A 20,877-nucleotide genomic window follows, 5' to 3' on the forward strand; every position below is an offset into this window, starting at 1 on the left:
ACACAATTATTCTTGATTTAGATTGCTAATGTCTAATTCGACAATGTTACGTCTAAGTAATGGAATATACTTATGAGTTTATCTCAAGTTTTTCGTAGAAAAATCTTTTGGTTTTTTGATATTCTAAAGGGGAACGATATTAAAAAGCATTTTGAGGATATTAAAGAGTTGATAGAAAATCCTCATATACAGTCTTCTATTGATAAAAAAGAAGAATATCTTCAAAAGATCTTGCAACATGCAGTTAGCACAACCTGGTTTTATCAGAAATACTCAGGGTATGAATCTATTGCTGATTTTCCTGTAATTAATAAAAATGTAATTCGTGATAATTTTGAAGAATTTAGATCTTCAAAATATAAGCCTAAAGATTGTGTAGAGATATCAACAAGTGGTTCTACCGGAGCACCTTTTTCAGTATTACAAAATAAAAGCAAGCGATGTAGAAATACAGGAGATAATTTGTATTTCTCTAGTAAATCTGGGTATGAAATTGGGCAAAAACTTGTCTACATAAAAATTTGGAGTGAAAACTATAAACATAATCCATTATCTAGATTTTGGTGGCAGAATATTTATCCAAAAAGTGTTTTTGATCTTTCTGACAAAGAAATTAATAGCTTAATAAAAAAACTCAGAAGGAATACTTCTAAAAAGAGTTTTCTGGGATATACATCAGCTTTTACAACTATTTGTCAATATTTAGATAAAATAAAAGCTAGCCCAATAGAATCCAATGTTCAGTCGATCATTACGATGTCAGAAAGTATGAACGATTATGTTAGAATAAGTATGAAAAAATATTTTGGTATAGCACCAATATCTCGCTATTCTAACAATGAAAACGGAATTTTAGCTCAGGAAGATCGCAATGCTCCTTCGAAATTCGTAATTAATTCTGCTAGTTATTTTATTGAAATCTTTGAGTTAGATAAAGATATACCTGTTTTACCTGGTAATAAAGGCAGAATTATAGTTACTGATTTACATAATTATGCTATGCCTTTGATTCGATATGATACTGGTGATATAGGAACAATGGATGTAGATGAAAGTAATACATCTTATTTATCTTCGGTAGCAGGTAGAAAACTAGACCTCATTTATAATACAAAAGGAGAAATTATCCCATCACATGTTTCTTATAAGTTGTGTAAATATGGAGATTATAAACAATTTCAGTTAATACAGTACGGTAAAAAAGATTACACTATCAAATTGAATACTGATAAAAAAGTTAATGAACCTACAGTATTACAGGAATTTAAAGGGTATTTCGGAGATGATGCAAATATTGATATTCAGTATGTTGATGAAATCCCACTTTTATCTTCGGGTAAACGAAAAGAAGTAACTAATACGTATCATATTTAGTCTAATCATGAGTGTATTCTAGAGAAGGATACATTCTAAAATAAAATTGACTATCTAAAAGCTCATTGTTGTAAATGCGTCTTACCATAGCTAAGGGATAAGAAGATTGAGCGTTTTTAGATAGCCAATTTAGGTATTCAATATCCTATATTATCGCACAAATTTCAAATATTTTGAATCTGATCTTGCGATATATAGACCTCTTGGTAGGGAGGATAAATTAATAGTTGGTGTGTCCTTTAGATTATCTATTTCATATACTTTTTTTCCTGTAGTGTTAAATATACTTAGGGATTCAGCTTGAATGCTATTATTTACTACTAAAGAAGCTGAAGCGCTATTAAAATATAGTTTGTTACTATCAAAGGCTACGTCATCTACACTTAACAATTCATCAATTACAATTTCAGGGTATTCACCACCAGTGTCCCAAGTAACATCCGATGTTGCGTCAGGATTATCCGCAGAGGATAGTTTACCAAATATGTAGTACTTGGTTCCAGTTAGCGAGGCACTTGTTGGGAAATCAGATGGGATATCTAGGGTAACTGTAGTAGATACATTAGTTCCAGCGGTTACAGTTGGTGTTACAATAACTGCAGAACTGTTAGCTACAGAACCTCCAAAAATTCCTGGGGTATCAGCTTCCCATATCTGAAATTGTGTAGCAACATCCATAGAAGCGGTATAGGTATAATTAAGGGTGATAGATTCACCTTGCACCACTGTAACAGGATTCGAAGAATCATAGCTGATAGCATATGGTGGATCAGTTACTGTGATCAAAGGATATACTCCAGCCGTATCCCAAGTAACATCAGCCGTAGCGTCAGAATTTGCTTCAGAAGATAATTTACCAAAAATTCTATACTCAGTTCCAGAGAGCGAAGAACTTACGGGTAAATCTGCAGGTATATTAAGTGTGATAGATCCTGAAACATCAGTTCCTGCATCTAGATTTGGAAATTCGGCTACAGCTGTTCCAATAGCTGTACTTCCTCCAAAAATACCTTGATCATCAGTTTCAAAAATTTGAAATTGAGCACCTACAGCCATAGATGCTGTGTAGGTGTAGTTTAAGGTAATGGATTGACCTGCAACTACCGTAACAGGATCAGCAGAATCATACGTAATAGAATACTGTGCATTTAGAAAACTAATACTACTAATAAGGCATAATAGAAATAATAGAGATTTTTTCATAATGTTAAGTTTGATTATAATTAGATTTTTATTTGAAAAAAAAAGAGTTAACGAGAAAAAGTTTATCGATTTGTTCTTCGGAATAGAAAAACGTATCATCTTGCTAGGCTAATAACAAAATTTGGTAAAAAAGAATTTACCTTCAATTATAAAATATGTTGATAGAGGCTTTTTCTGAAATCCGGATATAAATGTTCGTAAGTTGTCTTTGTTAGTAGAGATTTTACCATAATTGAATTATTAATATTGGTTTTTGTTGAATTCGCAATAAAACTGTTAAAACATAATAGTTTTACAATGATACTAAGGTATCATACAAGCTAATTCTCTACTGTAAGATATGTTGCAAATGATGGTAATTATGCAGCATTTGTTATTAAATGGTAAGTATTCAGCAAGTTAAGAGTGTGTTCTTATCCAAGAAAATAAATTAGGATTACCTGTGAAATTTTGTTCTTTTTCTATTCTTTGTCCAATTATTTTGTAACATTATTTACTTAAAAACCTACTGCGGTATCGTCACCGCGTCTGTCCGCACCACCTTCTAAATTTCCGTTAGGTAGTACTAGGATTCCATCAACTTTACCAATTACACGGGTTTCTTCTTCATTGGTTTTATAACCTTTTGCTTGTAGACTATCGATAACTTTTTTATCAAAAGAATTGGGTTCGAAAATAACGACATCGGGCAACCATTGGTGATGAAAGCGAGGAGCATTTACGGCATCCTGCATACTCATTCCATATTCTTTTACATTTAATATTGTTTGTAATACCGAAGTAATAATTGTGGATCCACCAGGTGTACCTACTGACATCCATAGTTTTCCTTCTTTTTCTACAAGCGTAGGAGTCATAGAACTTAGCATTCTTTTTTCTGGAGCGATAGCATTCGCTTCTGCTCCTAATAATCCAAACATATTTGGTGTACCTGGTTTAGCACTAAAATCATCCATTTCATTGTTTAAAAAGAATCCCAACTCCGGAACGTATAATTTAGAACCGTAAGCTCCATTTAGTGTCGTGGTAACAGAAATAGCATTCCCAAATTGATCTACGATGGAGTAATGGGTCGTTTCACTACTTTCATATCCAGGTATGGTTCCATAACTCAAGTCAGAAGATAGCGTAGCTTTGTTAGGATCGAAATTATTCATTCTATCTGCTAGGTAGGAATCACTAATTAAAGTGTCTATTGGAATTTTTACAAAATCGGGATCTCCTAAGTAAAAACTTCGATCTGCATAGGCTCTTCTTTCTGCTTCGGTAATTACCTGAATAGATTTTAGCGTATTATGGCCATAGCTTTTGAGATCATAGGGTTCAATCATTTTCATGATTTGCGCCAAGCAAACTCCACCGCTAGAAGGAGGAGACATAGAAATAATATTTAAATCTTTGTACGAAAATTGTATAGGATTTCGCCATTTAGCTTCGTATTTACCAAGGTCTTCCATGGTGATAATTCCACCTTTGGACTGTAAATAGTCTACCAATTTTTGACCTGTTTCACCTTTATAAAATTCATCTTTTCCATTTTCTATGATCCTTCTTAGGGTTTTGCCAAGCATAACATTTTTTAAGGTGTCTTTTGCTTTAATAGTTCCTGCATAAAGAATTGTGTCTTTGTTGGTTTCAATAAAAAGTTCTTTAAAATGATGTAATCTTTTTTCTTGCATTTCTGTGATAACATATCCATCTTCTGCTAATGCAACTACGGGAGTAAGTAGTTCTTCGATAGATAGTGTCCCGAATTTTTTATGAACTTCAAAAATACCAGCAATTGTTCCCGGAACACCTACTGCCATAGCGCCCAATTGACTTTTTTCTGGAATAGGATCTCCGTTTTCATCTAAGTACATATCCTTAAATGCTGCTAGAGGTGCCTTTTCTCTATAATCAATAGCACCTACTTGTCCATCTGCTTTTCTATATACCATAAATCCACCACCACCAAGATTACCAGCATAAGGGTAAGCTACTGCAAGAGCCATTTCGGTAGCAACCATTGCATCAAAAGCGTTACCGCCTTTTTTAAGAATATCTCTACCAATTTTTGAAGCTTCTTCACGTGCAGATACTACCATAGCATTTTTTTCTATAACTCCAATGACAGGTTTTTTTTCTGTATTAACTACAGGTAGTTCCTGATTCTTTTTACATGAAACAATAATAATAAGTAACAATACATAAAGAATTCGCATGGTGGTCAATGGTTTAATTAATAATTTATTTCTTTAATAAGGTTATTTTTTTGATCATAAAATTTCCAATAACCAGAAGGTTCACAATTTTCTATATGACCTTCAGACTTCACAAGACCATTTTTATGATATTCTTTCCAATATCCCTGTTTTTTATTATCTTGAAAATGCCCTTCGGCTTTCACCTTTCCATTTCTATAGAAAAATTTCCAAAACCCATCTTTCTTTCCTGCTGCATAGTGTCCAATACTTTCTAGATTAATTGAATTTGGATAATAATTCTTGGTATATCCATTTTTAGAAGTTACAACACCTAGATCGTTACATAGGTTTTTAGAAATAGGATCGTTACTTGTTTTATTACATGAAACTAGAACTACTAATAAAAATAGGAATATCATTTTCATAGGGTTCGCATTTCGTTTTTAGTAAATAATTCAAGCTCTTCAAAAAATGTTCTGAACTCTTTTTCAAAATCACTATAATATTTCTCGAGTTCGATTACCGCAAAATTCATCTTAGATCTATTTTTTGTTCTATGATTCATTTGATATAAAATTCTTCCAATACCTGGTACGGTAGCATAACTTAATAACCAATTATCCCGAAACATATATGGCAAAAAATCCTGAACACGTTTAGGAAGTATTTCATAATTTGTTTCTAGTAATTTATAAAAATCAGCTACATATATTTCTAATGGAGTGCTAGAAAATTCATTCCAATAGGCTGCTAAAAAATGATCATATAGGATATCCACAATTACACTACTGTAGTGTCCATATTTTGGAAATAATCTCAATACACTTTTTCTTACTATAGGATGGCTGTCGGTATAAGAGTCTATTTTGCGATGTAGTGTAATACCTTTTTGAACTTGATCTGGAAACTGAGAAAACTTCTTTCCTTTCACGGAATCTGCTATAAAGTTTCCTATTTTCAGTTCATCATCATCTCCAGAAAGATAAATATGGGCTAAAAAATTCATTAGGTGAATTTACAATTTTTTAGAATGTTGTTGTTGTTTTTGTGTAAACTTTAATTTTAGAGTTGTGGTAATGACCTTAAGCTCTTACATTTGCCAAAAACAAAAAATAATCGATCAATATTATGACATTAATCAAATCAATTTCTGGTATTCGAGGAACTATTGGAGGAAAAGTTGGAGAGAATTTAACTCCTGTAGATGCTGTTAAATTTGCATCAGCCTATGGAACCTGGTTAAAAAATGCTTCACAGAAAGAACATCCTACTGTCGTTGTAGGTAGAGATGCTCGTATTTCTGGGGCTATGATACAACAACTAGTAATGAATAGTTTGGTTGGATTAGGAATACACGTAATTGATTTGGGATTGTCCACAACACCTACCGTAGAAGTAGCAGTACCCTTGGAGAAAGCGGATGGAGGTATTATTCTAACCGCTAGTCATAATCCTAAACAATGGAACGCACTAAAACTATTAGATAATAAAGGAGAGTTTCTGAATGCCGAAAATGGTAAAAAAATCCTTGATATTGCAGAAAATGACGATTATCATTTTGCTGAAGTTGATGATTTAGGAACTATTACAACCAATGATACATATATTGATAAACATATCGAAGAGGTGTTGAATCTTTCTTTGGTAAATTCTGAGATTGTAAAAGAAGCTGGGTTTAAAGTTGTCGTAGATGCGGTAAATTCTACAGGAGGAATTGCTATTCCTAAATTATTAGAAAAGATGGGAGTAGAGGTAGTAGAATTATATTGCGAACCTAATGGTCATTTTCCTCATAATCCAGAACCATTAAAAGAACATCTTACTGATTTATCTGAGTTAGTAGTAAAAGAAAAAGCACATTTTGGTCTTACCGTAGATCCAGATGTAGATCGTTTAGCTTTTATGAGCGAAGATGGTGAGATGTTTGGAGAGGAGTATACATTAGTAGCTTGTGCAGATTTTGTACTTGGTAAAACTCCTGGCAATACAGTATCTAATTTATCTTCGAGCAGAGCATTAAGAGATGTTACCGAAAAGCATAATGGAAGCTATGAAGCTAGTGCAGTTGGAGAAGTAAATGTAGTTACTAAAATGAAAGCAAATAATGCTGTTATTGGTGGAGAAGGTAATGGTGGAATTATATATCCAGAATTGCATTATGGAAGAGATTCATTGGTTGGTGTAGCCTTGTTCTTAACGCATTTAGCTGAAAAAAAATGTAGTGTTAGTGAATTACGAAATAGCTACCCTTCTTATTTTATGAGTAAGAATAAAGTACAATTGACACCAGAACTAAATGTTGATGAAATTCTAAAAGGTTTTCATAATAAACACATTGCCGAAGAGGTAAGTACTATAGATGGAGTAAAGGTTGATTTCAGTGAATCTTGGGTACACTTAAGAAAAAGTAACACAGAACCTATTATTAGAATCTATACCGAAGCATTAAGTCAGGAAAAAGCGGATCAATTAGCAAATGAAACGATTAATACGCTAAAAGAGATAGCTGGAATTTAATAGAAAATAAATTTGCTTCTGTAATAGGAATGAACTATTGCAGAAGCAAAATTCAAATTAATGTACCGTTGCATCTTTAGGAATTTCAGCATTACGATGTTTCCATCGTTTATGAGTCCATAGATAGTATTCAGGTGCTTTTTTTATTTGTTCTTCTACCATACGTAAATAAGTTTTTACGATGTAAAAATCTTCACAGTTCTTAGCATTTTCCGTTATAGGAATAAATTTAGCTTCGTAATACCCACGTTTTACTTTTTCGACATGAAGATAAGCCACCGACATATCTAGTCTTTTGGCTAAGACTGATCCGCCAACGTGTGTTGGAACCTTGATGCCCATAAAATCTGTCCAGTACGTAGCTTTTGCTAGACTTGGCGATTGGTCAGATAGAAAAGCATAGGAACAAAGTTTGCCATTTACTTTATCTTTCGTAATTTCTTTCATGGCATTATAGCTACGGATAAGTCGAGCATCATAACGTTGTCGTATTCTATGGACTAACTCGTCAAAATATTTATTCTTGATTTGCTTGTAAACTCCCACTGTAGGGAAATCTATCAAGAGTTGTGTTACTGTTGCCCATTCATAACTAGCGTAGTGTGCCATGAGTACCACAATACTCTTGTTCTTAGATTCCAAATTTTTGAGAGTTTCTATATCAATAATCTTAAATCTTTCCAATAAATCTTTATCACTAATAGAAATAGACTTTACCATTTCTAAAAACATATCACACATATGTTTGTAAAAAGCTTTTCTAATTCTCTTAATTTCCTGATTGGATTTCTCAGGGAAAACCAGTGTAAGATTTTCGGTAACAGCTTTTTTCCTATATCCAATAATTCTATATACAAAGATGTATACAGCTGTAGAAAAAGCATAAAACAAACGCCAGGGGAGTTTTGATATAATCCATAAAAAAGGATATACCAAGAGGTAAACTATTAACTGCATTGTGTTTAATTAAGCGTACAAATATAAACTTATTTAAACCCCAATAATCTTAGAATAATCTTAAAATAAACAAATGTTAAATTAACTTGCAATTGGATTTTTTGAAGGTGCTGCATCGCGGTGTTTCCAACGTTTGTGCGTCCAAAGGTAGTTTTCAGGTTTATGTCTTATTTGTTCTTCTAATAATCGTGTGAATTTTTCGGTAATCGCATATTCGTCTTCATTTTGCGGATCCTCAGAAATTGGAACCAAAGTGGCTTCATAATAACCACGTTTTACCTTTTCTACGTGTAAATAAAATATACTAAGATCTAATCTTCTTGAAAGAACTTCTCCTCCTACAAAAGCTGGTACTTCTATTCCCATAAAGTCAATCCAAAATGTAGCATTATTAAGTTTTGGTGATTGATCAGATATTAAACCATATAAACTTAACTCAGGATTTTCTTGCCTTTGATCCATGGTCATTTCTCTAAATACTTTAGCACTAGGTATTAATCGAGAATTAAATCTTCCTCTAATTCTGTGAACTAATTTATCGAAGTATTTATTTTTGATCGGTTTGTAGATTCCCACACACCTAAATTTACTTATTAAATCAATGGAATTGGTCCATTCATAACTATTGTAATGCCCCATCATGGCAATAATACTCTTATTTTTATCTTCTAGGGCTACCAAAGCATTTAGATTGGTAATATGGAAACGTTTTACTATTTCTTTTTCGCTTATCGATAAAGAACGAATCATTTCCAAAAACATATCGCACATATGTTTATAGGAGGCTTTTCTAATTCTATTAATCTCTTTCTTGTCTTTTTCTGGAAAAGCAAGTTGCAAGTTTTCGGTTACAGTTTTTCGTCTGTATCCAATGATGTAATAAACTAATATGTAAATACAAGTAGAAAAGAAATAAAAAATTCGCCAAGGTAATTTAGAGATCATCCATAATAGCGGATACACTAGACAATAAACTGCTAATTGCATTGATTTGGTTTTTTGGTGGCTAAAGGTAAACTATTTTAACTTAAGGTTAAGAAACTTTGAAAGCAATCTTATTTCCAATATTATCTACGCTTTTTTAGCTGTAAATATGTGCTATATTTGATCTTCAAAAAATAGGTTATGTTGAATATTGATATTGTCCTAATCGTTATAATAGCGGCGAACGTGATCGTTTCTTTAAAAGGACTTAATGATTTTTCCTTCTTAGAACGTTATAAGTTTAATATTGGAGGCGTGAGAAGAGGTGAGCAAATACGGATGTTAACTTCTGGGTTTTTGCATGTGGATATTATGCATTTATTCTTCAATATGTTTACGCTATATTTTTTTGCTCCAGTAGTCATTAACTCTTTGGGTGATATTAAGTTTCTGGTCATCTATTTTTGTAGTTTAATCGTAGGGAACCTCTTTTCACTTCTTTTTCATAAAGATGAATATCATTACAGCGCAGTAGGAGCTAGTGGTGCAGTTTCTGGAATAATATTTTCTGCTATCTTATTTCAACCGGGAATGAGTTTATACCTTATGTTTATACCTATTCCAATTCCTGCTTATATTTTTGGTATAGGATATTTATTGTATTCTATTTATGGAATGAAAAGTAGAATTGGAAATATTGGGCATGATGCTCATTTTGGAGGAGCTGTAGGAGGTTATGTGGTAACATTGCTATTAGCTCCTTATTTGTTTCAAGAAAATCTACTTATGATCGGATTATTAGCAGTTCCTATTATTATATTGTTCATTATGAAACGTCTTGGAAAATTATAATAAATAAAAAAGCGACTCCGTAGAGTCGCTTTTTTGTTATCTGTAAAAATCTAAAATTATAAAGAACTTTCTCCAAGCAGTTCTGAAATTTTAGTTTCTAGTGCTGGACCTCTCAAGTTCTTTGCAATTACATTTCCTTTTTCATCAATAATAAATGTCGCAGGAATTGATCGCACTCCATATGCTTTTGCTATTGGATCTTGCCAAAATTTTAAATGGGAAACATGGTTCCACTCTAAGTTATCTTGATCAATTGCAGTAGTCCAATGATCTTTTTTTCTATCTAATGAAACACCAATAATATTTAAACCTTTATCGTGATATTTATTGTAGACTCTAACCACATTTGGATTTTCAGCTCTACAAGGCTTACACCAAGATGCCCAAAAATCAATGATAGTGATTTTACCCATAGACTCTTTTAGAGATACCATTTTACCTTCGGGGTTTGGAGCAGAGAAGTCTTCAGCTTCACTACCAATATCTATTTTTCCTATAGATGCTGCAATAAGACGATCTAGGTTCTTTCCTAATCGCGATGTTTTTAGCGTATCTTGTATAGTACCATAAATTTGTTTTACTTCTTTAGCAGGAACCGCCTTTAGATTAAGAAGATCAGTAAGTGCCATAACAGCAACTAAAGAATTAGGGTTGTTTTCAGCTATTTCTTTTCTAAAACTATTCTCGTCAACTCTTATCTGCTGTAGATCTTTAGATAATTTGATAGCTTTATCAGTTTCTTTTAACTTGGATGCTATTTGGTACTGATTACTTAGATCTTGCCTTAGTTTTCCAAAAGATGTCATTTTCTTAAGGTAGCTAAAGAATAGTTCATTTTCTGGGCCTCCAGTTATTACCGAAGAACGCAAACTATCTTTGTAAATCGTCATTTTTAAAGGATTATTTTCTGCTAAAAACAATACATTATTCGGTATTCCTTTAAAAGTCAAATAGTTGAAGTCGTTATCTTCTACCACTGGTAGTGCCATCTTAAACTTACCATTCTGTATGGTAGTGGAATCTATAATTGTAGGGCGATTCGAGCGATTAATTGCATTTACATATACCGTTACTCCATCATCAAATCCTTCAGTATTTGCGGTAATTGAATATCCCTTTTCTTCTTGTTTGCAGGCAACAGATAGTACCAAAAGAGCAAGCAATGCTATTTTTTTCATTCTAGATAATTTTTGGATTCGTAAAAATATGTAATATGCTCTTTAAACCCCAAAAATTAACTTTTAAATATCAGTAAATGTTAATTTTTTTCATCGTAATTTCAATAAAAACATAAATAAACAGCATAAGCTGTAACAAAAACAGGCTTTCGAAGTCTAATAATAATGCATCACTTGGGGGTATTATTGGTTATATAGAAAACTTTTAGGGTTTCACGTCCTAATGAAAAGGTGTTATTCGTCTTCAAAATTAGAGAAACAGCTTATTATTGATTTAATTTATTGTTAACGCAGTCATCAAGTGAGTTAGTTTTGTATTATTTTTGTTAAACCACCGTAAATAAACTGTTATGAACGTACTAGAGCACGATTTTCCCTTAGATATTAGGATAAGTTTCTCTTTGTTCTTCGATCAGTATAGAGAGTTCTTACAGAGTGAAAATAAATTGCTTCGGGACAGAGCACAAAGTGTTTTGAAGATTGCCGAAGAGTACCCAGAATTGGAAGAGGGAATTACTTCCGAACAACGAGTACAGGAATTACTGCCACAAATTGAATTAGTGCTAGAGGATTCTTTCTCGCAAATATTGCAGAAAAATGAGATTAAAATAGCAACTATTCCATTTCATAATACAGTTTTGAAATCCACAGAGCGTTACAAGAATATTGTCAATGCCGCAGGATATGATTTCGAACCTCAAATCAAAAATTTAAGCGAAGATCATTACTATATTATGGGATGTAGTATTATCCTTGGGCAATACTACGGTTATAAGATCGATTTTCGAAGACCATTTTTTTACGATATTCCAGATGCTTCGGGAATTATGCGTCATTATAGAATTCTGTATAACGGTGATTTTATTCAGATCGAAAAAACAGACAAGGCTATCGAAATTACCGAAGAGGATGTTGCAATTTTGATAGACAATTTTGATAATGTTGAGATTTGGAAGGAAAAATTTCCTCCTAATAGTTGGGTTTTTAAAGGGATCGTTATTGCAAACTTATTTGATGCGACTGCAGATGTATCCTTGTCCGAATTTAAAACTAGTTTATTAAAATACGATAAAACACAAGGAGATTTTATTGGGACTTTCCAGAATATATTTCGAGGTATTTTTAATCTTCCGGAAATCAAAGTAGGTTTTTCTAATTATAATGAAGAGGAGCGAGTGTTAGAACGTGTTCCTTTTAAGACTATCGATAGTTATGTGCTCTACGATAAGTTTTCTGATTGTTGTGAAACTGCATTATGTAAGGGGACCTATCAGAGTTTATTTGAAAAGTCAGAAGCATTTGCTATTTCGGATGTCGCCAAAACACATACGGCATATCCAGATGAATTAATGTACTCTAATTTAGCAAAGCAAAATATAAAGAGTGCGATTATAGCACCCATTGAAGACAATGGTAAATTATTAGGAGTCTTAGAGATCGTATCTCCTAATAGTAGAGAGCTAAATAGTATCAATGCCAATAAACTTCAGGACATAATGCCATATTTGGTAGATTCTGTATTACGTTCGAAAGCAAAAGCTGAAGATGAACTAGAATTGGTAATACAGCAAGAATGTACTGCAATTCACCCTAGTGTGTATTGGAAGTTTAGGCAAGAAGCCAAACGTTTTATTTTAGCTAAAGTAGAAGAAAACCCTACTTCATTTCAGGAAGTTGTTTTCGACAATGTCTATCCATTATTTGGCCAGATTGATATCAAAGGATCTTCAGAAGCTAGGAATGGATCTGTTCAGAAGGATTTAATATTGCAATTAAAAGCAATTGACAAAGTAATTAATAAGGTTGTAGAAATAGATCCACTACCTATCTACGAACAAATTAAGTTTAGAATAGATAGCTATATAGATTCTGTATCTAACCAATTGCAGGTAGATACGGAACAAAAAATACTTAATTTCATCAAGAATGAAATCAAACCTTTGTTTAAGCATTTGAAAGGAACAAATGTAGCTCTTGAAGGTTTGATCAACCAATATAATAATTCACTTGATAAGAACACTAAGATGCTTTATAAGCATAGAAAAGCTTATGATGAATCTGTAATGTTGATTAATAAGAAAATGGCAGCATTACTGGATCAGAAACAGGTGGAAGCTCAGAAAATGTACCCTCATTATTTTGAAAGATTTAAAACGGATGGAGTAGAACACAATATGTATATTGGAGAATCTATTACCAAGCAGGATAGTTTTAACAAGATCTATCTCTATAATTTGCGATTATGGCAATTACAAGTAATGTGCGAGATGGAAAATGAGTATTATCAGCTTAAACAAGATTTACCAGTTCCTTTGGATGTAGCCTCAATGGTGCTCGTTTTTAATGCTTCTTTATCTGTGAGATTTAGAATGGACGAGAAACGTTTTGATGTAGATGGAACTTATAATGCTCGTTACGAAGTAGTGAAAAAACGAGTAGATAAGGCGTATATCAAAGGTACAAATCAGCGTATTACTGAGAAGGGTAAACTAGTGGTTGTGTATTCCCAAAGAAGTGATGAGCAAGAGTATCTGAAGTATATCAGTTTCCTTCAATCCAAAAACTATTTGGAAGATGATGTTGAGATTGTTGAGCTAGATGATTTACAAGGAGTAACAGGACTCAAAGCTCTGCGAGTAAATATTCTTTATAATAAAAATAAAGAGGATAAAGAATACTATACCTATGATGATCTAATGAAAGAGATCAACAAATAATTAATTCATTTCTTATTTATTATTGTAGCGTATTAAAAGCAATTACAAAAGAGATTGAAGAGGTGATGAATCCTATCATAAATACGGTATACGTTATTCTTAGTATCTTGTATTTTTTGTGCAGCACTTTTCCTAAGAAATATAAATCTTTAATCATAGTGTCATAGATATATTCCTTATCATCCATTAACTCATGCATCGCCCATTTGTATTCGTCTAATGGCATCTTATGAAAATTACCAAAGAATAAAAGGTTTACTTTTTTTTCCTCAATTTCTTTACGTGTAAACTCACCTCCTGTAACATTTGGTCGTGTCGCGAGTACTGATAATAACATGGAAATAATACTGAACACTATAAATATAAGTGTGGGATAAATTAGATATTGATTGGATGGATTGTCTAGTTTAGGAATTAAGTTAGACAATGCCAATGAGATGATAATTGCATTTACAGATAGTAAAATATTGGCTTTGGTATCTGCAATATCACTTAACTTTAAATGATTTCTTAGCGTGACTCTAAAAAGTGTTTGAATTCCTTTTTCAGGGCTTTCTTCTTTAACCAGTTTTTTTAACTTTTCTTTTTTCTTTTTTTTCTTCAGAGCAGCTTGTTCGTTTAATATTTCCAGCAAATGTCTTTCTTTTTTGGGTTGCCAATTTTTTATAGCATAGTCTGTATAATATTCGTGCTTGTTTTTTAGGAAATCGATATTAATTTTTAACCAATCCTTTCTGCTATATTTTTCTTTATGATGATGTTCAAATTCTTGTCTAAGGAAATCGCTAGTTTCTTCAAAATATCCTTTGGCTAAATGAGAAGCATCTGCATCACGGATAATTTTCTCAAGCAAATCAGTAGGCTCATGATCCATTTTAGTGGCCCTTATTAATTTAGAAACCTTATCGATGACTTCTTGAGAGGCGTTCTGTTCTTTTAAGAAATTTTCAGAAATACTAACACTGTGTTCTTCATGATTATCAAGGCTTTCTGAATATCCTGTATCGTGTAATAAAGCGGTTAATAATAATATGAACGCATCTTCTTCAGAAATACCAGTACTGTCAATAATTTCTTTTGTACTTTTAAATACTCTTTTGGTATGAGTGTAATTATGATAGATGCAAGTTTCAGGAAGCTTTTTAGTAAAAAGTTCAGAAACGAAATTATCAGTTTTTTCAACTAATGTGTCCATATTATAATTTTTCAATAACCAAAATAATTAAAAAAAATGAATGTACTCCATTATGACTAAAAATATACAGACGTTCTTAATTATCGGCTTATTATTATTAAACTCTTGCGCAACATATTCTCCTCAATATTTAGACGAAAATTTTCCTGAAAAATTACCAGATAATGAAATTGAAAAAACTTTCTATCTAGTTGGGGATGCTGGAAATGCAGCTTTAGGAGAAAGTACTCCAGGTTTAGAAGCGCTACAACAAATTCTAACTAAAGAAAATACCCAAGATGATTATCTGATCTATCTAGGAGATAATATTTATCAAAAAGGCATGCCAGAGAAAGATGATGCGTCAAGAAAATTGGCAGAACATCGAATAGATGCACAGATAGATGCGGTAAAATCTTTTGATGGTGAAGTGATTTTTATACCAGGAAATCATGATTGGTATAACAACGGTGTAAAAGGTTTGCAGAGGCAAGAAAAGTATATAAGAAAGAAATTGGATAGTAAAAAAGCCTTTTTGCCATCTAAAGGTTGTCCGATCGAAAGTATCGAGATCGGAGATAAAATTCAGTTAATTATATTGGATACTCAATGGTACCTCGCAGATTGGAATAAAAATCCAACCATAAATGATAATTGTGAAATAAAGACAAGGGATAAGTTTTTTAGTGAAATTCAGGGTGAGTTTAAAAAACACAATGGTAAGACTGTTCTGGTAGCCATGCATCATCCAATGTTTACAAATGGGCCACATGGCGGTAAATATAGTTTTAAGAGTCATATATTTCCATCTAAAAAGAAAATACCACTACCAGTACTGGGATCTTTGGTAACTCAAATAAGATCACAAGGCGGAGTATCTCCACAAGATAGATATAATGAAAGTTATAATAAACTGATGAGACGTCTGTCTACAATGGCTAAAGATAATGAGCGTATTATTTTTGCATCTGGGCATGAACATTCATTACAGTATATAGATAGCGAAGGATTAAAGCAGATTGTTTCTGGATCTGGCTCTAAGAAATCAGCAGCTTCTTTGGGGAAGGACGGATTATTTTCATATCCAAATCAAGGTTTTGCCATATTGGATGTATATAAGGATGGATCGTCCAACGTTCGTTTTTATGGAAATGAAGGAGGCAAAGCAACATTGGTATATCAAACAAAAGTTCATGAAGAACCCGAACAATATGAGATTGGGAATTTGGGTAATTCTTTTGAGAACGAAATAGAGGCATCTATTTATAATAAAGATGAAACTACAAAATCTAATTTTTTCCAATCCTTATGGGGAGATCATTACAGGGAAGTATATAGTACAGATATTAAGATTCCAATTGTTACACTAGATACATTACTTGGAGGTTTTAGTATTGATAGAAGAGGAGGAGGTCAGGTTACTAGATCCTTGAGATTGGTGGATAGCACAGGAAAGAGATACAGTTTACGTGCTATGAGAAAGAGTGTTACCCAATTTTTACAGAAGGGAGTTTTTAATGATACTTATCTAGAAGATGATTTTGATGATACGTTTACTGAAGAGCTATTAGCAGATTTTTATACTTCTAGCTATCCTTATGCGTTTCTGGTGGTAGGCGGATTAGCGGATGCCATAGGAGTGTATCATGCTAATTCTAAAGTATATTATATGCCTAAGCATCCAGCTTTAGGAGCTTATAACAAGGATTTTGGTGATGAAATGTATTTTCTGGAAGAAAGACCTGGTAAAGAACACAAAGATCTGGCCTCATTCGGAAAACCAGATGATATTGAAGGAACAGATGATTTACTAAAGAATCTGAGAAAAGATGAAGAGTATCAGATGGATGAACCGCATTACATAAGAACCCGATTATTTGATATGATCTTAGGAGATTGGGATAGACATTCAGATCAATGGAGATGGTCTCGTTTTGATTCAAAAGATAAGAAAATGTATCGTCCTATACCAAAGGATCGTGATCAGGTGTTTTCTAATTACGATGGAGGTTTATTAGATGTAATCAAGTTTATCGCTCCTCTTACAAGAAAGTTCCAAGTATATAGTGAAGAATTAAAAAATATCAGATGGATTAATGAGTCTGGGATTCGTTTAGATCGGACATTTGCGCAAAAATCAGATAAAAAAATATGGTTAGAACAAGCTGAGTATATCAAACAAAATCTTACTGATGAGGCTATTGATCAAGCATTTAGAAACTTGCCTGTAGAACTTCAGGATGCTACAGTAGAAAGGATAAAAGGCTATCTTAAAAAGAGAAGAGATGATGTAGTGGATATTGCGGGTAGATATTATGATTATCTATCGAAGCAAGTAATTATTAGAGGTACAGATAAAGATGATCTATTTGAGATTGTAAGAGGAGATAATCAAACATTAGTAAAAATTTCTAGAATAAAAGATGGTGTGCCACAAGAACCATTTTATGAGAGAACTATTTTTTCGAAAGAAACGAAAGAAATATGGATTTATGGATTGGACGATGATGATCAGTTTAAGGTTACTGGAAAAGGGAAAAACCCAACTTACACCAGAATAGTTGGTGGTCAGAATAAGGATGTATATACGATAGAAAATGGAAGAAAAATACGTGTGTATGATCATAAATCTAAACCAAATACAATAAAGAAAAAAGGAGGTGCAAAATTTATTTTTAGTAATAATTATAATCATAATACGTATGACTATAATAAGTATATTGATAAGACCAATACGTTAACTCCATTGATAGGCTTTAACCCAGATGATGGTATAAATATTAACGTAACCAACGTTTATACCGTTAGAGGATTTAATAATAATCCTTATCAAAGCAAGCATACAATAAAAGCTGCATATTACTTCGCAACCGAAGGTTATGACCTATCCTATAATGGAGAATTTGTTAATGCTATTGGTAATTGGAGCTTGAGAGTTGGAGGAAAGTATACAAGTGAGAATTTTGCACAGAACTTTTTTGGTTTTGGAAATAATACGATCAATTTAGATGATGATTTGGGATTGGATTTTAATAGAGTAAAAACAGGGATTTGGGGACTTAATCTTGGAGTTTCGAAAAATGGTTTTTATGGAAATAAACTTACGATAACTGCATCCTACGAAGGTGTAGAAGTACAAGACTCTGCAGGTAGATTTATAACTTCTGGACTTGATTTTGTAACGGAAGATGTTGATTTTTTTGAAAGAAAGTTCTTTGCAGGATTGGATGTAGATTACGAATATAAAAGTTTTGATATCCCTGCTAATCCAACAAGAGGTATGTTGTTTTCACTAAATGCCGGTTCTAAAATGAATCTGGATGATACTGATAGAACTTTTGGATATGTAAAACCTAAATTAGGATTTTATAATGCAATTACAAAAAATAGAAAATTAGTATTAAAAACAGATGTACAAGCTGCTTTTATGATTGGTGATGGTTTTGAGTTTTATCAAGCGGCCACCTTAGGAGGGATTAATAGTCTAAGAGGATTTAGAGAAGAACGTTTTACAGGTGATAAAGCTTTAGCATTTAGTGGTGATCTAAGATATAGTTTTAATAAGTTTAAAACAGGTTTATTACCACTACAGTTTGGAATTTATGGAGGTTATGATATAGGGAGAGTATGGTTCGAAGGAGAAGATGTAGATGTATGGCATGATTCTATAGGTGGTGGTTTTTGGATCAATGCTGTAAACGCCGTTGCGGGACAGTTTAATTTATTTAATAGTGATGATGGTTTACGTTTTACCTTTGGATTAGGATTAAGTTTTTAAAAAAACCGCTTGTAAATTCATACAAGCGGCTTGGGCTACTATCTATCTGATTCCTAATTAAAAGTCGCCCTGAATACTTGATATATTATTGTAGGAGTTAGGTTGAGAATTCATTAAAACTGTTGGATTTTCAATTGACTTGTAATAGAAATAGTTATCCGCTACAGCATTATCGGTCTTTTGTAAAGAGGGTTTCATGATGATAACTGGCTTTGCTGATAAATCGGTAGCAGCAACGATAGGGTTGTCATAAGAGCCAGATGCGATAACTCTCGAACCATTTTCTATACTAATAATGATTTCATTGTTTTCTGGATTCTTTAGAGTTACCCCTTCTTCTATGGTTAAGGTGGCACTGTTAGTAATAAGAATTTCGTTAGGAACAAGATAAGTAGTGTTAGCCATAAGGATAGTACTACTAATTATTGGACTTTTGATTTTTTCGAAATTCTCCTGACTAAAATTAAAATTGGGGACTAAGATTAAAATAAAGCATAATAGGGGTAGGTAATTTTTGATCATAATTTATATTTTGGGGTATTTGTAAGTTATTTCCTTCTAAATTATAAAAAAATTAACAAAAATTACTCTTTAACGGTGTTTTTAACTTTTTAATCCAATTTATGACTGTTGATAACTTTGTTTTATTGGTTTATTTTTGTAGGAAAATTACTAATAATAAGGGTTTGCAGAAGAAATAGATTATAAACAAAAGTTGAGTATTGTTAATAACTTTTAGCTTAACTAGTTGTGATGTTTGGCTTTATGAAGTCTTTAAAGGAAAGTGTAATGTAGTAAGAAGTAAGAAGCTCCAGATATAAGATGCGAAATATCAGGAGCTTCTCGGTTAAGAGACAGCTTTATTGTCTCTTATAATTTTCATATTAAAATAAATTAAAAAAAGTCCAAGGTAGTTCTTGGCACCTCATTAACCTTATTTTTAGAAGTTTTAGTATTAGTTTGAGTAATGTTTACTTTTGAATTATTGGGTGTTTTTTTTATTTCGATCTTGGTATTTGTGTTCTTCTTTGTTTCTTTTGTAATAACTTGTTCTGTGGTTGTAGTTTTAAGAATATCAGGAGGAACTTTTAAATTCTTAGTGATACTTTGTTGAGAAAATGCTGTACCTGTAAGTAATATAGATAACAACAAAACGTAAGCTGGGGCGGCTTTCATATATAAATAAGTGTTTGGGGTTTTTCAATTGATGACTATGCGTCATACACTAGCTAAATTAGGAATAAAACTCATAAGAATAACTTATAAAATATTTGAAACCAGTATTTTAGGTTGTTTATTTGTTGAAAAGTAAGTTTTGTATTACTTTTTATTTTTGTTAGTGCTTAATTTTATTGTTTTTGTCGACAAAAGGTTAAAGCTTTGGTTTAAGTGTTTAGATGTTAATAACTTTTGTAAGAAAATTGAAAAGCAAAATATTTAAATGCTTTTGATTATTTAGAAGTATATTTTTATGGAAAATTTACATTTATTTACAGATAGATTAGAACTTAGATCGGTTGAGGCGTCTGATCTCGCTAATATACATCGGTTGCTTTCAATTCCTGAAGTCGACGAGTATAATGCTTTAGGTATCCCAACAAATACAGAGGTAACAGAGGTCTATCTTAATGAATGGATAGATAATTTCAGATATAGAAAGGAATTTGTTTTTGCAATTATGCTAAAATCCACCAAGACATTTATAGGGTTAATCTCATTAATTGTTGGAAACCCCAAATATAAGATAGGGTCCCTTTGGTATAAGTTAGATCCACAATTTTGGTCTAAGGGATATGCAACGGAAGCAGTTGGTGAGGTTTTAAAATTTAGTTTTCAAAAAATGGAATTACATAGGGTGGAAGCTGGTTGCGCTATTGCTAATATAGGTTCTGTGAGAGTTTTAGAAAAATCTGGATTGATAAGAGAAGGACATAAGAGAGAAATACTACCGTTAAAATCGGGTTGGTCCGATACTTACGAGTATGCGATTTTGGAAAAAGATTGGATCACTCGCTAG

At 32.4% G+C, this 20,877-nt stretch carries 16 protein-coding genes; 6 read left to right on the forward strand and 10 right to left on the reverse strand.

The features are described 5' to 3' along the window. Nucleotides 1-72: 72 nt before the first annotated feature. Nucleotides 73-1,374, forward strand: a complete 1,302-nt coding sequence (locus Q1B37_RS22340) for a CoF synthetase (RefSeq protein ID WP_299902720.1) — start codon at nt 73-75, stop codon at nt 1,372-1,374. 150 nt (nt 1,375-1,524) lie between these two features. Here Q1B37_RS22340 and Q1B37_RS22345 read toward each other — a convergent pair whose 3' ends face one another. The 4 genes from Q1B37_RS22345 to Q1B37_RS22360 form a co-directional block, all read right to left on the reverse strand. Further along, on the reverse strand, nt 1,525-2,577 hold the full coding sequence (locus Q1B37_RS22345) for a T9SS type A sorting domain-containing protein (RefSeq protein ID WP_299902722.1): 1,053 nt from the start codon (nt 2,575-2,577) through the stop codon (nt 1,525-1,527). 497 nt (nt 2,578-3,074) lie between these two features. Next, complete coding sequence (ggt, locus tag Q1B37_RS22350) at nt 3,075-4,781, reverse strand: gamma-glutamyltransferase (RefSeq protein ID WP_299902725.1); 1,707 nt, start codon at nt 4,779-4,781, stop codon at nt 3,075-3,077. 17 nt (nt 4,782-4,798) lie between these two features. Then, nucleotides 4,799-5,188, reverse strand: a complete 390-nt coding sequence (locus Q1B37_RS22355) for a hypothetical protein (RefSeq protein WP_299902728.1) — start codon at nt 5,186-5,188, stop codon at nt 4,799-4,801. Then, a complete protein-coding gene (locus tag Q1B37_RS22360) occupies nt 5,185-5,769 on the reverse strand; it encodes an acyl carrier protein phosphodiesterase (RefSeq protein WP_299902731.1) in 585 nt (194 codons plus the stop codon). Before Q1B37_RS22360 ends, Q1B37_RS22355 begins: the two co-directional genes overlap by 4 nt. 122 nt (nt 5,770-5,891) lie before the next feature. Between Q1B37_RS22360 and glmM the strand changes: the two genes are divergently transcribed. Beyond that, nucleotides 5,892-7,280, forward strand: a complete 1,389-nt coding sequence (gene glmM, locus Q1B37_RS22365) for a phosphoglucosamine mutase (RefSeq protein ID WP_299610509.1) — start codon at nt 5,892-5,894, stop codon at nt 7,278-7,280. A 57-nt stretch (nt 7,281-7,337) separates the two neighbouring features. Here glmM and Q1B37_RS22370 read toward each other — a convergent pair whose 3' ends face one another. Together Q1B37_RS22370 and Q1B37_RS22375 are read right to left on the reverse strand one after the other, a co-directional pair. After that, entirely contained in the window at nt 7,338-8,237 is a 900-nt protein-coding gene (locus Q1B37_RS22370) for a lysophospholipid acyltransferase family protein (protein WP_299902735.1), read from the reverse strand. 81 nt (nt 8,238-8,318) lie between these two features. After that, a complete protein-coding gene (locus Q1B37_RS22375; RefSeq protein ID WP_299902738.1) occupies nt 8,319-9,224 on the reverse strand; it encodes a lysophospholipid acyltransferase family protein in 906 nt (301 codons plus the stop codon). 138 nt (nt 9,225-9,362) lie between these two features. Here Q1B37_RS22375 and Q1B37_RS22380 point away from each other — a divergent pair, with 138 nt between their 5' ends. Continuing rightward, on the forward strand, nt 9,363-10,013 hold the full coding sequence (locus Q1B37_RS22380) for a rhomboid family intramembrane serine protease (protein WP_299902741.1): 651 nt from the start codon (nt 9,363-9,365) through the stop codon (nt 10,011-10,013). 56 nt (nt 10,014-10,069) lie between these two features. Here Q1B37_RS22380 and Q1B37_RS22385 read toward each other — a convergent pair whose 3' ends face one another. After that, nucleotides 10,070-11,191 carry a TlpA disulfide reductase family protein gene (locus Q1B37_RS22385; RefSeq protein WP_299902744.1) on the reverse strand — a complete coding sequence of 374 codons (1,122 nt, stop codon included), beginning with the start codon at nt 11,189-11,191 and terminating at the stop codon, nt 10,070-10,072. Nucleotides 11,192-11,541: 350 nt separating this feature from the next. Between Q1B37_RS22385 and Q1B37_RS22390 the strand changes: the two genes are divergently transcribed. Beyond that, entirely contained in the window at nt 11,542-13,908 is a 2,367-nt protein-coding gene (locus Q1B37_RS22390; protein WP_299902747.1) for a GAF domain-containing protein, read from the forward strand. Between the two features lie 19 nt (nt 13,909-13,927). Here Q1B37_RS22390 and Q1B37_RS22395 read toward each other — a convergent pair whose 3' ends face one another. Beyond that, nucleotides 13,928-15,103 (reverse strand): Pycsar system effector family protein, encoded by a 1,176-nt coding sequence (locus Q1B37_RS22395; protein ID WP_299902750.1) that lies wholly within the window; start codon nt 15,101-15,103, stop codon nt 13,928-13,930. Between the two features lie 52 nt (nt 15,104-15,155). Here Q1B37_RS22395 and Q1B37_RS22400 point away from each other — a divergent pair, with 52 nt between their 5' ends. After that, nucleotides 15,156-18,860, forward strand: coding sequence for a metallophosphoesterase (locus Q1B37_RS22400; RefSeq protein ID WP_299902753.1), 3,705 nt, complete (start codon nt 15,156-15,158; stop codon nt 18,858-18,860). A gap of 57 nt (nt 18,861-18,917) precedes the next feature. On the opposite strand, the gene Q1B37_RS22405 is transcribed toward Q1B37_RS22400, so the two are convergent. Continuing rightward, a complete protein-coding gene (locus Q1B37_RS22405) occupies nt 18,918-19,382 on the reverse strand; it encodes a hypothetical protein (protein WP_299902756.1) in 465 nt (154 codons plus the stop codon). A gap of 372 nt (nt 19,383-19,754) precedes the next feature. Then, a complete protein-coding gene (locus Q1B37_RS22410) occupies nt 19,755-20,036 on the reverse strand; it encodes a hypothetical protein (protein ID WP_299902759.1) in 282 nt (93 codons plus the stop codon). A 295-nt stretch (nt 20,037-20,331) separates the two neighbouring features. On the opposite strand from Q1B37_RS22410, the gene Q1B37_RS22415 reads away from it, so the two are divergent. Beyond that, nucleotides 20,332-20,877 (forward strand): GNAT family protein, encoded by a 546-nt coding sequence (locus Q1B37_RS22415; RefSeq protein ID WP_299902762.1) that lies wholly within the window; start codon nt 20,332-20,334, stop codon nt 20,875-20,877.

The organism is uncultured Aquimarina sp. (assembly GCF_947492965.1).
In the GTDB taxonomy this organism is placed as follows: Bacteria; Bacteroidota; Bacteroidia; order Flavobacteriales; family Flavobacteriaceae; genus Aquimarina.

What these genes read in the sequence shown, in the direction of transcription:
- Q1B37_RS22340 (WP_299902720.1), top strand. Translation starts at nt 73, where the DNA reads ATGAGTTTATCTCAAGTTTTTCGTAGAAAAATCTTTTGGTTTTTTGAT.
- Q1B37_RS22345 (WP_299902722.1), bottom strand. Translation starts at nt 2,577, where the DNA reads ATGAAAAAATCTCTATTATTTCTATTATGCCTTATTAGTAGTATTAGT.
- ggt (WP_299902725.1), bottom strand. Translation starts at nt 4,781, where the DNA reads ATGCGAATTCTTTATGTATTGTTACTTATTATTATTGTTTCATGTAAA.
- Q1B37_RS22355 (WP_299902728.1), bottom strand. Translation starts at nt 5,188, where the DNA reads ATGAAAATGATATTCCTATTTTTATTAGTAGTTCTAGTTTCATGTAAT.
- Q1B37_RS22360 (WP_299902731.1), bottom strand. Translation starts at nt 5,769, where the DNA reads ATGAATTTTTTAGCCCATATTTATCTTTCTGGAGATGATGATGAACTG.
- glmM (WP_299610509.1), top strand. Translation starts at nt 5,892, where the DNA reads ATGACATTAATCAAATCAATTTCTGGTATTCGAGGAACTATTGGAGGA.
- Q1B37_RS22370 (WP_299902735.1), bottom strand. Translation starts at nt 8,237, where the DNA reads ATGCAGTTAATAGTTTACCTCTTGGTATATCCTTTTTTATGGATTATA.
- Q1B37_RS22375 (WP_299902738.1), bottom strand. Translation starts at nt 9,224, where the DNA reads ATGCAATTAGCAGTTTATTGTCTAGTGTATCCGCTATTATGGATGATC.
- Q1B37_RS22380 (WP_299902741.1), top strand. Translation starts at nt 9,363, where the DNA reads ATGTTGAATATTGATATTGTCCTAATCGTTATAATAGCGGCGAACGTG.
- Q1B37_RS22385 (WP_299902744.1), bottom strand. Translation starts at nt 11,191, where the DNA reads ATGAAAAAAATAGCATTGCTTGCTCTTTTGGTACTATCTGTTGCCTGC.
- Q1B37_RS22390 (WP_299902747.1), top strand. Translation starts at nt 11,542, where the DNA reads ATGAACGTACTAGAGCACGATTTTCCCTTAGATATTAGGATAAGTTTC.
- Q1B37_RS22395 (WP_299902750.1), bottom strand. Translation starts at nt 15,103, where the DNA reads ATGGACACATTAGTTGAAAAAACTGATAATTTCGTTTCTGAACTTTTT.
- Q1B37_RS22400 (WP_299902753.1), top strand. Translation starts at nt 15,156, where the DNA reads ATGACTAAAAATATACAGACGTTCTTAATTATCGGCTTATTATTATTA.
- Q1B37_RS22405 (WP_299902756.1), bottom strand. Translation starts at nt 19,382, where the DNA reads ATGATCAAAAATTACCTACCCCTATTATGCTTTATTTTAATCTTAGTC.
- Q1B37_RS22410 (WP_299902759.1), bottom strand. Translation starts at nt 20,036, where the DNA reads ATGAAAGCCGCCCCAGCTTACGTTTTGTTGTTATCTATATTACTTACA.
- Q1B37_RS22415 (WP_299902762.1), top strand. Translation starts at nt 20,332, where the DNA reads ATGGAAAATTTACATTTATTTACAGATAGATTAGAACTTAGATCGGTT.